The sequence below is a fragment of the Arthrobacter sp. NPDC058288 genome (genome assembly GCF_042880995.1).
In the GTDB taxonomy this organism is placed as follows: Bacteria; Actinomycetota; Actinomycetes; order Actinomycetales; family Micrococcaceae; genus Arthrobacter.
This window is the reverse complement of the sequence record NZ_JBHVYH010000001.1, coordinates 192501-208824: the sequence shown is the minus strand read 5'-3', so window position 1 is coordinate 208824 and position 16324 is coordinate 192501. Positions and strand designations below refer to the sequence as shown.

The following is a 16324-nucleotide window of genomic DNA, read 5'->3' as shown; positions in this document are numbered from 1 at the left end:
CCCTATGCGCCCCATCCGGCTTGCTGGCCGCCCACGCGGTCCTCGTTGATCTGTTTCTGGTAGCCGCTGGCCTTGAAGGCGGCCATCGGGTCCGCGGGCAGGCCGCGGGATTCACGCCAGTCGCCCAGGATGGGCCGGACGTCCGTGTAGAAGGCGTCGTTGAACACGGCGTTGGCGGCCAGGACGTCGCCGTTGCGCTGGGCCTCGGCCAGGGCCGCGGTGTCCACCATAAGGGCACGCGCCGTCATTTCCTGGACGTTGAGGACCGAGCGGATCTGGCCCGGGATCTTCTCCTCCAGGTTGTGGCACTGGTCCAGCATGAGGGCAACGCCGGACTCCTTGCCGAAGCCGCCGCCGCGGATCACCTCGTACATGATGCGGAACAGCTGGAACGGATCCGCGGCGCCGACGATCAGGTCGTCATCCGCGTAAAAGCGCGAGTTGAAGTCGAAGGAGCCGAGCTTGCCCAGGCGCAGCAGCTGCATCACGATGAATTCGATGTTGGTGCCCGGGGCGTGGTGGCCGGTGTCCAGGCAGACGAACGCCTTCTCCCCCAGCGCCAGGGTCTGGGCATAGGAAGTGCCCCAGTCCGGAATGTCCGTGTGGTAGAAAGCGGGCTCGAAGAACTTGTACTCGAGGACCAGCCGCTGGTCCGCTCCGAGGCCGGCGTAGATCTCCCGGAGGGACTCCGCCAGGCGGTCCTGCCGGCCGCGGAGGTCGTCCTGGCCTGGGTAGTTGGTGCCGTCAGCCAGCCAGATCTTAAGGTCCCGCGAGCCGGTTGCGTGCATGATGTCGATGCATTCAAGGTGGTGGTCGATCGCACGGCGGCGCACGGATTCGCTGGAGGATGTCAGGGAACCGAACTTGTACTCGTCATCCTGGAACGTGTTCGAGTTGATGGTGCCCAGGCCCACGCCCAGGCCCGCCGCGTACTCGCGCAGCGCGGCGTAGTCCTCCACCTTGTCCCACGGAATATGCAGGGCAACGGTGGGCGCCAGGCCGGTCAGTTCGTGCACCTTGGCGGCGTCCGCCAGCTTCTCCTGCACCGTCCGCGGCGTGCCCGGCGTGCCGAACACCTTGAAACGGGTGCCCGAGTTGCCGTAGGCCCAGGAGGGTACTTCAATGGCAAGCTCCTCGAGCCTGCCCAGCGCCGTTGCTACGTCATTCATGATGGTTCTTTCCAATGTCTTGTGCTGCTGCGGTATCTGGGGGTGCTGCTGCGGTATTTGGGGGTGGTGCTGCGGCCCCGCTGCCGGAGCCTGGATGATTCAGCTCGCGGTGGACTCCGCGGCCGCAAGCTGATCGTCAAGATTGAAGACTTCTTCGAGGACCTGGAATCCTTCATCGGGTGCCCGGTCCGGATTGTCCGGGTTGTCGAAAAGCGTTGCCATTTCGGCCTGCCAGCGGGCGTTGACTTCGGTGAGCGCCATCCGCGCCCTGACGGCGTCGAAGTCGTCGCATTCCACGTAGCCCACCAGCAGCCCGTCCGCGCCCAGGAAGAGCGAGTAGTTGTGCCAGCCTGCATCCTTCAGCGCACGGAGCATCTCCGGCCAGACAGCGGCGTGCCGGCGCCTGTACTCATCGATCAGTCCGGGCTGGACTGAGGAGCGAAAACACACCCTCATCTGCGACTCTCCTGAATTTCCGATTCTTTGAATCGTTTCATTGTTACGATTCAAAGTACTCTTGAAGTCGAGTAGGTGTCAAGCAATTGTCAGTGGATGAAAAGCCCTTTATCCGGCCGAATGCCGTTTCGCTGGTCAGGGAACGCCGGCCGGACAAGGACAATTGGGGCCGGGGGTGATCCAGGCGGTTGCACACGCCGCCCCGCGAGAGAGAGCTTGGAGAAACATGTCACGGTCAGCCAGCATCAAGGATGTTGCCAACCATGCCCGCGTGGCGGTGGGAACGGTGTCCAATGTCCTGAACTACCCGGACCGGGTTTCGCAACGGACCAAGGACCGCGTTCTGCAGGCCATCGACGAGCTTGGGTTCGTCCGCAACGATGCAGCACGGCAGCTCCGGGCCGGGCACAGCCGCACCATCGGCCTGATTGTGCTGGACGTGGGCAACCCCTTCTTCACCTCCGTGGTCCGGGCCGCCGAGGACGCCGCCGCACTCCAGGGGAGTGCGGTCCTGCTCGGGGACAGCGGACACGATGCGGGCCGCGAGTCGAACTACATCGACCTCTTCCAGGAACAGCGGGTCCAGGGCCTGCTGATTTCGCCGGTGGGCGACCTCACGGGACGCCTCGACCAGCTGCGCGAACGCGGCGTGCCCACCGTCCTGGTGGACCGGCTGGCCGATGAAACGAAGTACAGCTCTGTTTCCGTTGACGACGACGCCGGCGGTTACCTCGCGGCACGGCACCTGCTGGACATCGGCCGCCGTCGGCTGGCTTTCGTGGGAGGCCCGACGTCGATACGCCAGGTGGCAGACCGCCTCCAGGGGGCGCAACGCGCCGTCGCTGAAGTTCCGGACGCTTCACTGGAAATTCTGGATTCGGCCGGACAGACCGTCCTGGCCGGTCGGGGCGTAGGCGACCAGCTGGTCCGCCGCAGCCCCGGCGAGCTCCCGGACGGTGTGTTCTGCGCCAATGACCTGCTGGCCCTCGGCGTGATGCAGTCCCTCACCATGCTGCACACCATCCGGATACCGGAGGACATCGCACTGATCGGCTATGACGACATCGACTTCGCCGTGTCCGCCGTCGTGCCGCTGTCCTCCATCCGGCAGCCCACTGAAGCGCTCGGCCGGACGGCGATCGAGCTGCTGGCGGAAGAGCTGGAAACGGACAAGCCCAAGCACCGGGCCGTGATCTTCACCCCGGAGCTGGTGGTGCGCCAAAGCACTGCCGGGGCCGGGGGCTCTGCGGACCTGCCTGGCGGTCACTTCGTGGCGAGTTCGCCGTAGGAGCCTTTCACCCCGGGCGGGAGGCACTGCGAGTACCTGTATCGGTAGCCCCTTCCACCCGCGGATCATCTCCTGTTCCATGTAAAGGAATGCCGCTGATTGAAGATCCCACGAAAGGTACACCCTTATGGCTACATGGCTCATCACAGGATGCTCGACCGGACTCGGAAGGGCCCTCGCCCAGGCAGTTCTCGCGCACGGCCACAACGCCGTCGTCACGGCCCGAGACGCCTCCACGGTGGAGGACATCGCCGCTGATTACCCCGACACGGCTCTGGCCCTCCCCCTCGACGTCACCGATAAGGCACAGATCGGCGCGGCAGTGGAACAGGCGCGGACACGGTTCGGCGGCGTCGACGTGCTCGTCAACAATGCCGGCTACGGCTACCGCGCCGCCGTCGAGGAAGCGGACGACGCCGACATCCGGCAGTTGTTCGACACCAACGTTTTCGGCGCCGTCGACATGATCAAGGCAGTCCTCCCGGACATGCGCGCGAAAAAGACCGGGCACATCCTGAACATCTCGTCCATCGGAGCCCGGATCAAACCGGCAGGGTCCGGCTATTACTCGGCCACCAAGGCGGCCCTGGAGGGCCTGTCCGGGTCACTCCACAAGGAGCTGCAGCCGCTCGGCGTCAATGTGACCGTCATCGAGCCCGGAGCCTTCCGCACCGACTTCGCCGGCCGCTCACTCACGCAGTCCGCGACGGCGATCCGAGACTACGCAGAGACGGCGGGGAAACGGCGCAAGGAGAACGACACGGTCCACGGCACCCAGCCCGGCGACCCGGCCAAGGCCGCTGAAGCCATCGTGGCGATCGCCGAAAGTGGGAACCCGCCCTCCCTGGTGGTGCTGGGGACGGATGCGTTCAGCGCATTTGGTGCCGTGGCCGAGGCGGAGCGCGCGGAACTGGACCGATGGCGGGACCTGAGCCTCAGCACGGGGATCGAGGGCTGAGGAATGGAGTACACACGGCTGGGCCAGTCCGGCCTGAAAGTCAGCCGCATCGCCCTGGGCTGCATGAGTTTCGGCGACACGTCCAAAGGCTTCAATGAATGGGCACTGGGCGACGACCAGGCGGAGCCGATCTTCCGCCAGGCGGTGGAGCTGGGCATCACGTTCTGGGACACGGCCAACGTCTACGGATTCGGCAGCTCCGAAGAGATCGTCGGACGCGCCATCAGGAAATACACCCGGCGCGAAGACGTTGTGCTCGCCACCAAAGTCCATTTCAAGATGCACGACGGCCCGGGCGGAGCGGGCCTGTCCCGCAAAGCCATCATGGAACAGATCGATGCGTCGTTGTCCCGCCTGGATACGGACTACGTGGACCTGTACCAGATCCACCGCTTCGATCCGGACGTGCCGATCGAAGAAACGATGGAAGCCCTGCACGACGTCGTCAAGGCCGGGAAGGCGCGGTACATCGGGGCGTCGTCGATGTGGGCGTGGCAGTTCGCGAAGATGCAGCACACTGCAGAGCTGCACGGCTGGACCAGGTTCGTGTCGATGCAAAACCAGTACAGCCTGATGCAGCGGGAGGAGGAACGCGAGATGTTCCCACTCCTGGCGGACCAGGGCGTGGGCAGCATTCCGTGGAGCCCGCTCGCCAAGGGCCGACTCACCCGGCCCTGGGGTGAACACACCAAACGCGCGGACGCCGACCCCATGCAGCGCCGCTTCTTCAGCGACGACGACCAGCCCATCGCCGATGCAGTGCAGCAAGTCTCCCGGGACCTGGATGTGCCCATGGCCCAGGTGGCGCTGGCCTGGGTGCTGCGGAACCCCGCTGTGGCTGCCCCGATCGTTGGTGCCACCAAGACCCGCCACCTCACGGACGCGGCGGCAGCCTTGGACATCCAACTCACCGACGAGGACGTCCGCCGGCTCGAAGATCCCTATACGGTCCGGATGCCGACCGGTTACTGAGCGGCCGTCCGGTCTGTCGGCCATCCACCGACGGTCAGATCTTCTCGACGGTGAGGTTCCGGTAGGCGGCACGTAGCGGTGCCATCTGCCGGAAACCTAGATATCCTCCGCCCAGCACCGTGTTCGAGGTGTCCGTCCACTCAAAAAGGGGCAGCCCGTTGATGGAGAACGCCACGCGGGGGCCGTCCTTGAGAAGTTCCATGCGGTAGAAACCCCGGGCGTCCTCCGCGGGAGGCAACGGATCAGCGCCTTGGGCCACCAGTTCAAAGCCGGCACTTTTGCGCAGGTTGCAGGTCCGGAAGGCCCGCTCGGAGTCGTACTTGTGCCGGAAGTACGAGACATGGAGGGCGTCGATGTCCCCCGAGTGGTACTGGGGGTAATAACCGGTGCGCTGCGCGAGGCCTGCGGAAAACAGGTCCCGGCCGGCGTGGCCGGTTGCCGAAAAGAACAGCATGGCCAGTCCCGGCTCCGCGAGGGGCAGGAACTCCCAGCTGATCCGAATGCCGTCCGGGAACGCCACCGGGCACCAGAAGATCCAGTGTGCGTGGTCCCCGAACTCCTCATCGTCCGCCGAACCGAAGAGTTCGAGGGCGCCGTCGCGGTCGCCCAGGCCCAGGGGTCCTTCCGGCACCCAGTCGAACACGTCGGCCGGGCCGGACAGCGGATTGCTGTACAAGAGTTCCGTGCCGAGCCGTGCCTCGCCCACCTAGCCCCTTCCCGCCGTCGTAAGTCCCGCCGTCGTGCCCTCCCGGGAGTCCGGAAGGGCATCCCCGCCGAATCCCAACAGCGCAAGCCTGCCGGCAACTTCGTCGGCGACCAGCGACGCACCCCGCCGGGAAAAGTGTGTGTTGTCCGCCAGCCCGTCCGGCCAGTGCGCGTGCTCGCCGGCAGCGAAATGGCAGAACAGCGATTTCGAGTCCTCGACGCCCAGCTCCGTGTACAGCGCGCGGGTCCAGGCGTTGAGGTCGACGACGGCGACGTGCAGCTCGAGCGCGATCTCGCGGACCACTTCCGGATAGTCCTCCAGGCTCTCCTCGAGTACGCCGTCCAGGAAGTGCCGGCGCTCCACCGACGTGCAGAGCACCGGCACCGCACCAAGCCCCCGGACGTCCGCCGCCATGCGGCGCAGGTTCGCAGCGTACCCGGTCCTGGCCGCAAGGTGTGGGCGCTTCTGGTCGTTGTGGCCGAACTGGATGAGCACCAGGTCGCCCGCCCCGGCTGTTTCCAGGAGCCGGGCCCAGAGCCCTTCCTCGCGGAAGGACTCCGTGCTGGCCCCGCCTTTGGCGAAGTTGTGTACGGCGGCCCAGGTGTAGACATGCCGGGGCAGCCGGGCGCCCCAGCCGCTCATGGGGTACTCGTGGCTGGGACAGTTGGCAACTGTGGAATCTCCGGCGAGCAGGATTTTCATGCTGTGCTTTCTGTAGCTTGGGCGGGCATCTGAGGTTCCGGGCGCTTAGCCCTTGACGGACCCGATCAGCATGCCCTTGGCGAAGTGCTTCTGCAGGAACGGGTAGAAGATCAGGATGGGAAGAGTGGCCACCACGATCACGGCGAACTTGATGCCCTGTTCCGGCGGGATGTAGTTCGGGTCCACGTTGCCGGCACCCAGGAGGTCGGACGAGGCGGTGACCTGGCGCAGGTACATCTGCAGGGTCCATTTGGAGTTGTCGCTGAGGTACAGCAGGGGCGACATGAAGTCGTTCCAGATGCCTACGGCGTAGAACAGCGCGAAGGTGGCCAGCACGGGTTTGGACAGCGGCAGCAGGATCCGCCAGAGGATCCCGATTTCCGTGGCGCCGTCCATCTTGGCGGACTCTTCCAGCTCGGCGGGGAGTTCCTGGAAGAAGTTCTTGATGATGATCAGGCTGAAGGGGTTGATCGCGGCCGGCAGGATCAGCGCCCAGTAGCTGTTGAGCAGGCCGAGGTCCTTGACCAGCAGGAACGTGGGGATCATGCCGCCGGAGAACACCATGGCGAAGACCACCAGGGACAGGACCAACTGACGGCCGCGGAGGTTCCGTTTGGCCAGCGGGTAGGCCATGGTGACGGTCAGGATCAGCTGGACGATGGTGCCCACTGCGGTGACCAGCACGGTGGTGACCAGCGCCTTGATGAACGCCGGAGTGGAGAAGATGTATTCGTAGGACCCCAGGCTGAACTGCTCCGGCCAGACGAAGAAGGCCCGGCGGGTAATTTCCGCTTCGGTGGCGAAGGAGCCTGCGAATACGTAGATGAACGGCAGCAGCGTCAGGACACCGATCAGCACCAGGAAGACGTAGTTGGCGGCGTCAAAGATCCTGCCGCCGGTGGTGTTGTGAATCTTCATTAGAACAGTCCGCTCTGGTTGAACCGCTTGGCCAGGGCGTTAGTGCCGAAGATCAGCACGATGCCCACCAGGGATTTGAACAGGCCCACCGCGGTGGAGTAGGAGTAGGCGCCCTGGGTGATGCCGACGAAGTACACGTAGGTGTCGAAGACGTCCGCCACATCGCGGTTGAGCGCGTTGGTCATGAGGTAGATCTGTTCGAACCCGGTGTTCAGCATCTGCCCGATCGCCAGGATGAGCATCACGATGATGGTGGACCGGATGCCCGGAAGCGTAATGTGCCAGACCCGGCGGAACCTTCCCGCGCCGTCGATGATCGCCGCCTCGTACTGGTCCTGGTCCACCGTGGCCAGGGCGGCCAGGAAGATGATGGTTCCCCAGCCGGTGTTCTTCCAGATCTCCTGCAGCACGATGAGCGGCCGGAACCAGGCGGGATCGGACAGGAAGTCGATGTCGGTGCCCAGCACGGAATTGATGAACAGGAACAGCGGCCCGAAATCCAGGGCGAACAACAGGAAGCTCAGTGACGCCACGATGGTCCACGACAAAAAGTGCGGGATGTAGACCAGGGTCTGGACCGTCCGTTTCAGGATGGAGAGCCGGACCTCGTTCAGCAGCAGCGCCAGCACGATGGTCAGCGGGAACGCGATCCCCAGGTTCAGGAACGCCAGGATCAGGGTGTTGCCCAGCAGCCGGCCGAAATCAGGATTACTGAAGAAGTCCTGGAAATGCTGGAAACCCACCCACGGGCTGGCATTGACGCCAAGGAACGGGACGTAGTCCTTGAACGCGATGCTGACCCCGTACATCGGGGCATACCGGAAGACCGCAAAGTAGATGACGCCCGGCAGCAGCAAAAGATAGAGCCACTTGTAGTGCGCGAAGTGGACAGCGAAGCGGCGCCGCCGCCCCGGGGCAGGCGCTGCTGGGGGCGCCTGCTCCGGGGTTTTGACGTCAACGGTGGACGTTGTCACTTGCTGTCCTGCCAGAGCTTGTTGATCTCTTCCTGGACCTTGTCGCCGCCGCTGGTCTTCCAGAGGTTGATGGCGTCCTTCAGTCCCTGCTCATCGATCTGGCCGGCCAGGTACTTGATCCGGGCGTCGGCCACGATGTTGTCCAGCTGCGCGCCCTTGGCAACATAGGTGGGCGAGACGAAGGCCGCGGCCGGGTTGTAGACGGCGCTCTTCAGGTCCTGGGCCATGACCTCGACCCGCTTGTCGAAGACTTTCTGTTCGTAGTCCGAGGCCTGCTTGACCGGGTAGAAGTTATTGCCGGTGACGTTGGTGCCCAGCTGCGCGTAGCTCTTGATGTCAGTGGCCACGGCCTTGCCTTCAGGGGTTTCGGGCTTGATGGTGGCGGCCTTGCCGTCCTCCACGGTGAAGTTCACACCTTCAATGCCGTTGTTGAGGAGCGTGGCAACTTCCTTGCCGTTCATCGTGTTCAGGAATCCCAGGACGTTCTTCAGCTCAGCCTCGGTGCGGACGCTGGTCTTGGGAATGGCGAGGAACCCGGAGTAGCCGTCCGTCGGGTGGGCGTGCAGTTCGCCGTCCGGTCCCTTGAGGTTGCCGACGAAGCCCACCTTGTTCTGGAAATCGTTCGGGTTGGCCTGCTTGAACAGGTTGATCAGAACGCTGACACGGGAATCGACGTCGACAATGATGCCGCCTTTGCCGTTGAAGAACGGCTCGTTCCACTTGGTGCCGTCGAAAGTGGCGAAGTCCGGGTTGATGAGCTTTTCGTCGACCATCTTCTTGACGAACCGGTTGGCTTCGAGGAACTCTTCGGTCTCGAAGCTGGGGATCAGCTTGCCGCCCTTTTCGGTCCAGCGGTTACCGGCTCCGTACCATTCCTCGATGATGTCGTAGGGGCTGTTGGAGCCCAGGGCGCCCCATTTTGGAATGGTGATGCCCCAGGTGTCGTTCTGGCCGTTGCCGTCGGGGTCCTGTTCAGTAAAGGCCTTGGCCACGTTGTAGAGGTCCTCGGTGGTTTCGGGTGCCTTCAGTCCGAGCTTGTCCAGCCAGTCCTGGCGGAACATCACAGCCGCCCGGATGGGGTTTCGGGCCCGGAAGACACCGTAGACCTTGCCGTTGACGCTGGCGTTCTTCTCGACGTCCGGGAAGGTGGTCTTCAGGTTGGGGTACTCGTCAAGCTTGTCCGTGAGGTCCCAGAACGCCCCCGCCTCGGCGTTCTTGACGAAGCCCGGCGACTTGCTTTGCACCACCAGGACCTGGGGAATCTCGGAGGAGGCCAGGGTGATGTTCATCTTGTCTTCGTACGAGGCGTTGGGCGCCCACGTGATGTTCACGTCCTTGCCGGTGAGCTCCTCGAGCTTCTTCTGCACGGCGCCGTCAGCGGACGGCGGCTGCGCCTCCAGGAACGGCGCCATGATGCTGATCTTCGAGGAATCCGCAGCCGGCGCTTCACCCCCGCTGCAAGCCGTGAGGGTCAGGGCGGCGGCGGTCACGACGGCGGCCGCCAGGCTGAGTTTTCTACGGATCATAGTGTTTTCCTTTTCCACTTCTTCGGGGTTGGTTCCGGGTTTGGACGGTGCAGTTCAGGGGACAGTTCAGGGTGCAGTTCAGGTGGAGGTCCAGGTGGCGGTCCAGCTATTGATACGTTTCACTCATGGCTTCGCCACGTGCCCGGCGCCACAAGCGCGGCGCCTCAGGCAACAGGGGCTCCAAGCATTGCCACCGGGCGGGCGGTGTCCGTGGCATCCCCGGCAGCCCCGGTCACGGATTCGTCGTTCGCAGTGAAGAACCGGTCGCACAGCCAGCCCGTCACGTAGAGCCACGCTCCGACACTGAAGAACGGGATAAGCCCGGGCAGGGCCTGGCTGGCGAACAGGGCTGCGGCAGTCACGAAGAGCAGGATTGCAGTGCCCGCGAGGTGCCGGAGCGCGAACCGCGAGGACATCAGGAGGTACTGCGCGAGGGGAAGTTCATAGCGGGCAAACATCGGAAAGAGGTGGCAGGCCACGGCCACCAGGAAGATCGCGGCCACGAACGCGCCGGCGGCCATCAGCTGGGACAGGAGGTCACCGGAGCGGGAGAAGTAATTCCAGTTCAGGGCCAGGGCTGCCCCTGCGATCAGGACCGGCAGCGCCAAGGCATTCCCGCGGCCGAAGTTGCGGCCATATTCCCCGGCGAAAGAGCGGAGCAGCGGCGCAGCCTCCCCCCGGACCCTTCGGCGTACCAGGATCTGCGCCGCCGCCGTGGCGGGGCCCACGCCCAGTACACCCAGCCCGGCAAGTGAGAACACCATCCACAGCAGATTCAGGCATGCAATCCACAGCAGGGCGTCGAAGAATGAATAAGCTTTGGCGCTAAAACTTCCAGCCAGCACAGCTAGCCCCCTTCGGATCTCCATCGTTGCAGAAACGGGGGCCACAGTGGTCCACGTCACGTTAGTAAGCGGTTTCTCGAAAATCTAGACGCTTTCGAAGCGGCGGTCAAGGTGATTTTTGAATCGTTACATAATGAAGCCGCCGGGGTTAGACTGTTGGCGAGAGTAAAATGGAAAGCGCTTGCCACGAGTGTCGGCAGGCCGAGCCGGCCCACTCTGATATCGGCGGTAAGGGGCCACTGCCCCGGCGATTTCCAGCAAGGACACCGACGTCAAAACCCCGTCCCGGGGGACAGAAGAGGAGAGCCATGGGCACCCCGTCCGCACCCGTTCCGGAAGAACGCAAGATCACCGCAGTAGAACACCCGATCAGCTCCGCGGCAACGGGGGTGGCTGCGGCGAGGGTGGCGCTGGTGGGGGTCCACGGCTTCGGAACCCACCACCTCCGCAACCTGGAAAGGCTCCAAAAGGACGAGGCCGTCACGCTCGTGGCTGTTGCCGACCCGAATCCCCCGGCCAGCGGTGCACTCCCTCCCGAAACCGCAGTGTTCGCCACCCTCGACGACCTCCTGGCAGCAACACCGGGGCTCGACCTCGTCATTGTGGCCACACCCATCCAGACGCACGCACCCTTGGCACTCGCGGCCCTCCCCCATGCCGACCTCTACCTGGAAAAACCCCCGGTCGCTACCCTGGCCGACTTCAACCGGCTGCAGGACGAAGCCGCGGCTGCCGGGCGGAGTGTCCAGGTCGGCTTCCAGAGCCTCGGATCCCATGCCCTCACGGCCATCGAGGACCTGCTCAAGGCCGGCGAAATCGGCACCCTCCTGGGAATCTCCGCCACCGGCCGCTGGGTCCGGGACCGCGCGTACTACACGCGGTCGCGCTGGGCGGGGAAACGAAGCCTGGACGGCGTCGACGTCGTGGACGGCGTGGCCACGAATCCCTTGGCACACGCCATCGCCACCGCCTTGCGGATCGCCGGCGCACGGACCGTGGACGACCTCGCCTCCGTGGAAACGGACCTCTACCGCGCCAACGACATCGAATCCGACGACACCTCCGTCATCCGCGTCCGCACCTCCTCCGGCCTTCCTGTTACCTGCGCGCTGACCCTGTGCGCCACGGAATCCGTGGAACCGTACGTCACACTGCAGGGCAGCGAAGGAACCGCGGTGTTCCACTACACCGAGGACCGCCTTAGCGTCAGCACCGGGGCCGGCGAGCGCCACGAGGTGTATGGCCGTGACGACCTCACTGAGAACCTGCTGGACCACCTGCGGCACCGCCGCCAGGACCAGCACGGACGCACGCCGCTCATCAGCTCCCTCGCGGACAGCGGCGCGTTCATGCGGGTACTGGAAGCCATCCGCACGGCCGAAGCCCCGGCTCTCATCGCCGGGCAACACGTGGAGTGGGTGGGCGACGGCGACTCGGCCCACGCCGTGGTCTCCGGCATCGAAGATGCCCTGGAGCGCGCAACGGCGGCGCACGCCACCTTCAGCGAACTGGGCCTGCCCTGGGCCCGGCCGGCGGCGGATGATGCGGATACGTTGTCACTTTCCGTGCAGGACGCCGGGCTCGACGGCGGCACAGCAACCGGCGCGCGCAGCGGCGCCCCCGCGCTGGCCACCCTGCGGAACGGTTCCGGCGTCGCAGCCCGGCTCTCGCCCCGCCCCTACCTGCATCCGGTGCGTTCGATCGGCGGCGTCACGGTCACCGACCACCTTCCGGCGGACCACCCGTGGCACCTCGGCGCCGGCATCGCCCTGCAGGATGTGAACGGCACGAACTTCTGGGGCGGCAAAACCTACACCCGCGCCGCCGGCCGATATGAGGAACGCCGGGATCACGGCCGGATCGTGCAGCTGTCCGCAAGCCCGGAGCCAGGATCGCCGGGCGGCGATTCCCTCCACCAGGAACTCAGCTGGCAGGCCCCGGACGGGAGCGAACTGCTCCGCGAGCACCGCGCCAGCCGCGCCAGCCGGGTGGACGCCCGCACCTGGCGGCTGGACCTGGCCACGGAACTTACCGCCGTCGTCGACGCTTCGCTGGGCGGTCCCGGGTCCAACGGTGCCGCCGGAAGCGGCTACGGCGGGTTCTTCTGGCGGCTGCCCGCGTGTTCCGCGCCGAATGTCTTTACGGCCGACCGGCAGGGCGAGGCAGCCGTCCACGGCTCCGCCTCACCCTGGCTGGCTTGGACGGGAACCTTCCCTCAGGGCGCGGCCAGCCTCGTGTTCGCCGCCCCTGCCGAGGCGCCGGACCCCTGGTTCGTCCGCCTGTCCGGCTACCCCGGCGTGGGCTCCGCCCTGGCCTGGGACCGCCCTGTGGTCCTGGCCGCGGGAGAATCCGTCCGGCGCTCTTTCACGGTGTGGATCGCCGACGGCACGCTGTCACCGGCAGAAGCGGCGGCATTGGCTGATCACCGGTGACGGGCGCGCTCGCCGCCGTCGCCTTCCTCACAGACGGACTTGACACGTGCCTTACGGCATCACGGCGCCCGCACTTCGGCTGGGAATTGGTTGCCTCTGCGGGAAGCGACCCGGCGTCCTGCTATCAAAGCGCCTATGAGCTGCGGCTCAGCGATCCGGCAGGAGCGCTGCTGTGGGATTCGGGGGTTGTGGTTTCCGGAGGACAGCACTTCGTCCCCTGCGGAGGCCCCGACCTCGCGCCCGACGCCGACTACCGCTGGACCGTCCGCGTGCATGACGCGGCCGGTGCTCCCGGGCCGTGGTCCGCGCCGCAGGGCTTCAGCACAGGTCTAGGAGCCCAGGGCTGGGGGGCCGAATGGATCCGCAGGCAGCCCGGCGGCCGCGCTCCGCTGGAAATTCTTGATGGCGCGCTGCTGGTGGCCGGTTCGCCGTGCCTCCCGATCCCCTGCCCGCCGGTGCGGGCGGTCCGGATCGAAGCGCGGGTCCGCCCCGCGATGGGCTGCGCGGGCCTGCTCCTGCGCTCCACCGGCCCCGGCACCGGACTGTTGCTGGAGCTGGACACGGCCGGGACAGCGGTGCTCCGGCGTGCCGCCCGGTGGGAAATCCCCGCCGCCGCGGTGCCCGCAACCGAGGTACTGGCCAGCGCCCAACTGGAGCGCCAGGTGAAGCCCGGCCAGGAGCGGCTCCCCGGCAAGGACCCGGTCCCCGGCACGTGGAATGACCTGGCAGTCACCGACGACGGCCGCACCATCACGGTGACTTTGGACGGCGTGGAACTCTTCGCCGTGGACGAGCCCGCCCCCGCCGGGTTCCGCGGAATCCTCGCCCTTCACCAGGGGCCGCGCAGCCAGGCCGAGTACGGCTCGATCCTCGTCACCGGCCACGGCACCGGAACCCCGGGCGGCAGCGTACTTGTTGACCACCGGTTCGACGCCGGCGCTGACCACGCACGTGCATGCCTCGGCGAGTGGACCCGGACCACTACCCACCGCCATCCCGACGAGTGGACCCTGGCCCGCACCCGTGTGCCCCTCGCAGGCAGTGTGGTGCGCGCCAGGCTCTTTGCCGCCGCCAGCCACCAGGCCGTCTTCCGCATCAACGGCGAGGAATGCCTCGAGGTGTCGTCCTTCGGCTACCCCGGCGAAGGCTATTACGACGCCGCCGACGTCACCGCCCTGCTGCAGGACGGAGTCCAGGCGGAGCTTTCCGCCCGGGTCCACTGGTTCGGTCCAGGCCAGGGCAGGGCCGCCGGCGTTCCCGGACTCCTGGCCCAGCTCCAGGTCGACTACGACGACGGCCGCCGCGAGGTCTTCGGCACCGGGCCCGGCTGGGAGGTGGCAGAGGGGCCGTACCGGCAGTCCGGGTACCGGAACGACGAAGGCGATCCGGTGGAGCACCTGGATGCCGGCCTCCCGGCCACGTGGGGGCCGGCCGCATCACTGGGCAGGCACCCGGTGGGAGACTTTCCCGCCGTACTCCCCCGGCGCACTTTCCTGGCCAGGATACCTGTCACAGCGGCCCGGCTGCTGACCGCTCCGGACGGTACGGTGGTGGCCGACTTCGGGCGGGTTCTCCCTGCCCGGCCGGTGGTGGACTTCCTTGACGGCCAGGCAGGGCGCACTGTGATGATCCGCGCCGGCTACTCGCTGGATCCGGACGGCCGGGTTGGCCGCAGCAAGTCCGCCAGCCAGAACACGGACATGTCGTTCCCCTACACGCAGGCTGCCGGACCGCAGCGTTACGAAGCCGCCGTCCACCTGGGATTCCGGTACCTCGAAGTACCCGGGATTCCTGCGGAGGAGATCGCCGCGGTGAGCGGCGTCGTCGTACATTCCGAACATCCGGAAGGCCTTCAGCGGGAAGGCAGCTTCAGCAGTTCCGATCCGGCGCTTGACGCGGTGTTCACGCTGCTGCGGGACTCCGCCCTGTACGGCGCGCAGGAACAGTTCGTGGATACCCCCACCCGCGAAAAGGGCCAGTTCCTGGGCGACGCCGTCAATATCTCCTACGCCACCATGGCGCTGTTCGGCGAGCGCAACCTGACGGCCCAGGCCCTGCGCGAGTTTGCGTCCTCGGCCGTGAGGTACTGGACTGACGGCGACGACCACGGCCGCTACAACGCGGTATACCCCAACGGCGACGGCAAACGCGATATCCCGGACTTCTCCCTGATGATGCCCGAATGGGTGGCGGACTATCACCGGAACAGCGGCGACACCGCCCTCGTGGAGGAACTGCTGCCGGCACTGCGGGCAACCGCCGGTTACGTCTCACGGCACATCCCTGCTGATGGCCCGACGGCGGGACTCGTCACCCGCCTCGGCGGCGGCTCCGGCCCGTACCTCCACGGGATCGTGGACTGGCCGGCATCCGGACGGTTCGGTTACGACATGGAGTGCGCCGCCAAGACCACGGTGAACGCCCAGGCCGTCTCTGTCCTGGACTCGGTTGCCGGGTTGTGCGAGCTGACCGGCCGGACCCTGGAGGCAGCCCGGTACCGCGCGCAGTCGGCTGAACTGGCGGCCGCCATCAACGCCCGCCTGCGCGTGGACGGCGTGATGGTGGACGGGCTGCACCAGGACGGCTCGCCCAGCAGCCATGCCTCCCAGCACGCCACGTCCTTTCCGCTCTCGCTGGGAATTACTCCTGAGGAGTACGTCCGGCAGGATGGCCGGCGCCTGGTTAAGATGGGCATGCGCCAGGGTCCCATGACGGTGCACCGCCTGGTGCGGGCACTGCTCGCTGCGGGGATGGTGGACGGGGTGCTGGACCTCCTGACCGACCCCGGGCAGCCCGGCTGGGCCCGGCTGCTGGAATCCGGCGCCAGTTTCACGTGGGAAGCCTGGGAGCTGGACGAGGCCACGGACTACAGCCAGTCGCACGCGTGGTCCGCTTCCGTGATCCGGGAAATCCTTAGCCACGTGCTCGGCATCCGGGCGGGCGCTGGAGGCACCGATGTCCGCATCGTGCCGCCGGCCTGCCGGCTGGAGCATGCCCGCGGCAGCGTTCCGCTGCAACGCGGCAAGGTGTCGGCCGATTGGCGGCGCGGCCCCGGCGGGATGGAGCTCAGCTGCACCGTCCCCGCCGGAGTCCGCGCTGCGGTGGAGCTGCCCGCGGGCAGCTACACGGTGGAAGGCCCGACGCCGGCCGCTGCCGTCGCCGAAACCTTCACCGGTGCGGGGGCCGGCCCGGTCGTGTTCCGGATCCACCCGGGAACCTGGCGCTTCAGCCCGGCTTAGCGGAGTTTTTGTCCAGATAACGCGTCTTAAAGGACGTTTTCCCCGCGTTATCTGGACAAAAACTCGTGGCGCCAAGCTCAGTGCGCTCTTGAGTTCCTCGATCGACTTCTTCGCGGCTTCCTCCGGGCTCACCCGGCGC

At 66.2% G+C, this 16324-nt stretch carries 13 protein-coding genes; 5 read left to right on the top strand and 8 right to left on the bottom strand.

All coding sequences use genetic code 11. The features are described 5' to 3' along the window. Nucleotides 1–2: 2 nt before the first annotated feature. Together rhaI and ACFVWT_RS00930 are read right to left on the bottom strand one after the other, a co-directional pair. The gene (gene rhaI, locus ACFVWT_RS00935; RefSeq protein WP_390244408.1) at nucleotides 3–1169 is read right to left on the bottom strand and encodes an L-rhamnose isomerase; all 1167 of its coding nucleotides are present in this window, start codon (nucleotides 1167–1169) and stop codon (nucleotides 3–5) included. Nucleotides 1170–1268: 99 nt separating this feature from the next. After that, entirely contained in the window at nucleotides 1269–1625 is a 357-nt protein-coding gene (locus tag ACFVWT_RS00930; protein ID WP_390244406.1) for an L-rhamnose mutarotase, read from the bottom strand. A gap of 226 nt (nucleotides 1626–1851) precedes the next feature. Between ACFVWT_RS00930 and ACFVWT_RS00925 the strand changes: the two genes are divergently transcribed. From ACFVWT_RS00925 to ACFVWT_RS00915, 3 genes are all read left to right on the top strand, one after another. Further along, a complete protein-coding gene (locus ACFVWT_RS00925) occupies nucleotides 1852–2913 on the top strand; it encodes a LacI family DNA-binding transcriptional regulator (RefSeq protein ID WP_390244404.1) in 1062 nt (353 codons plus the stop codon). 127 nt (nucleotides 2914–3040) lie between these two features. Then, nucleotides 3041–3871: an oxidoreductase gene (locus ACFVWT_RS00920; RefSeq protein WP_390244402.1), complete on the top strand. Its 831-nt coding sequence runs from the start codon at nucleotides 3041–3043 to the stop codon at nucleotides 3869–3871. 3 nt (nucleotides 3872–3874) lie between these two features. Continuing rightward, nucleotides 3875–4843, top strand: coding sequence for an aldo/keto reductase (locus ACFVWT_RS00915; RefSeq protein ID WP_390244400.1), 969 nt, complete (start codon nucleotides 3875–3877; stop codon nucleotides 4841–4843). 34 nt (nucleotides 4844–4877) lie between these two features. Here ACFVWT_RS00915 and ACFVWT_RS00910 read toward each other — a convergent pair whose 3' ends face one another. The 6 genes from ACFVWT_RS00910 to ACFVWT_RS00885 form a co-directional block, all read right to left on the bottom strand. Continuing rightward, nucleotides 4878–5549, bottom strand: a complete 672-nt coding sequence (locus tag ACFVWT_RS00910; RefSeq protein WP_390244398.1) for a DUF1961 family protein — start codon at nucleotides 5547–5549, stop codon at nucleotides 4878–4880. After that, nucleotides 5550–6251, bottom strand: coding sequence for a rhamnogalacturonan acetylesterase (locus ACFVWT_RS00905; RefSeq protein WP_390244396.1), 702 nt, complete (start codon nucleotides 6249–6251; stop codon nucleotides 5550–5552). It lies immediately after the preceding gene. A 45-nt stretch (nucleotides 6252–6296) separates the two neighbouring features. Further along, on the bottom strand, nucleotides 6297–7169 hold the full coding sequence (locus tag ACFVWT_RS00900; protein ID WP_390244394.1) for a carbohydrate ABC transporter permease: 873 nt from the start codon (nucleotides 7167–7169) through the stop codon (nucleotides 6297–6299). Beyond that, nucleotides 7169–8143 (bottom strand): ABC transporter permease, encoded by a 975-nt coding sequence (locus ACFVWT_RS00895; protein WP_390244392.1) that lies wholly within the window; start codon nucleotides 8141–8143, stop codon nucleotides 7169–7171. Before ACFVWT_RS00895 ends, ACFVWT_RS00900 begins: the two co-directional genes overlap by 1 nt. After that, nucleotides 8140–9669, bottom strand: a complete 1530-nt coding sequence (locus tag ACFVWT_RS00890; protein ID WP_390244390.1) for an extracellular solute-binding protein — start codon at nucleotides 9667–9669, stop codon at nucleotides 8140–8142. Before ACFVWT_RS00890 ends, ACFVWT_RS00895 begins: the two co-directional genes overlap by 4 nt. 164 nt (nucleotides 9670–9833) lie before the next feature. After that, nucleotides 9834–10514 (bottom strand): YesL family protein, encoded by a 681-nt coding sequence (locus ACFVWT_RS00885; RefSeq protein WP_390244389.1) that lies wholly within the window; start codon nucleotides 10512–10514, stop codon nucleotides 9834–9836. A gap of 308 nt (nucleotides 10515–10822) precedes the next feature. On the opposite strand from ACFVWT_RS00885, the gene ACFVWT_RS00880 reads away from it, so the two are divergent. Together ACFVWT_RS00880 and ACFVWT_RS00875 are read left to right on the top strand one after the other, a co-directional pair. Further along, nucleotides 10823–12946, top strand: coding sequence for a DUF6807 family protein (locus ACFVWT_RS00880; protein WP_390244387.1), 2124 nt, complete (start codon nucleotides 10823–10825; stop codon nucleotides 12944–12946). After that, complete coding sequence (locus ACFVWT_RS00875; RefSeq protein WP_390244385.1) at nucleotides 12943–16185, top strand: family 78 glycoside hydrolase catalytic domain; 3243 nt, start codon at nucleotides 12943–12945, stop codon at nucleotides 16183–16185. Before ACFVWT_RS00880 ends, ACFVWT_RS00875 begins: the two co-directional genes overlap by 4 nt. The last annotated feature ends 139 nt before the right edge of the window (nucleotides 16186–16324 follow it).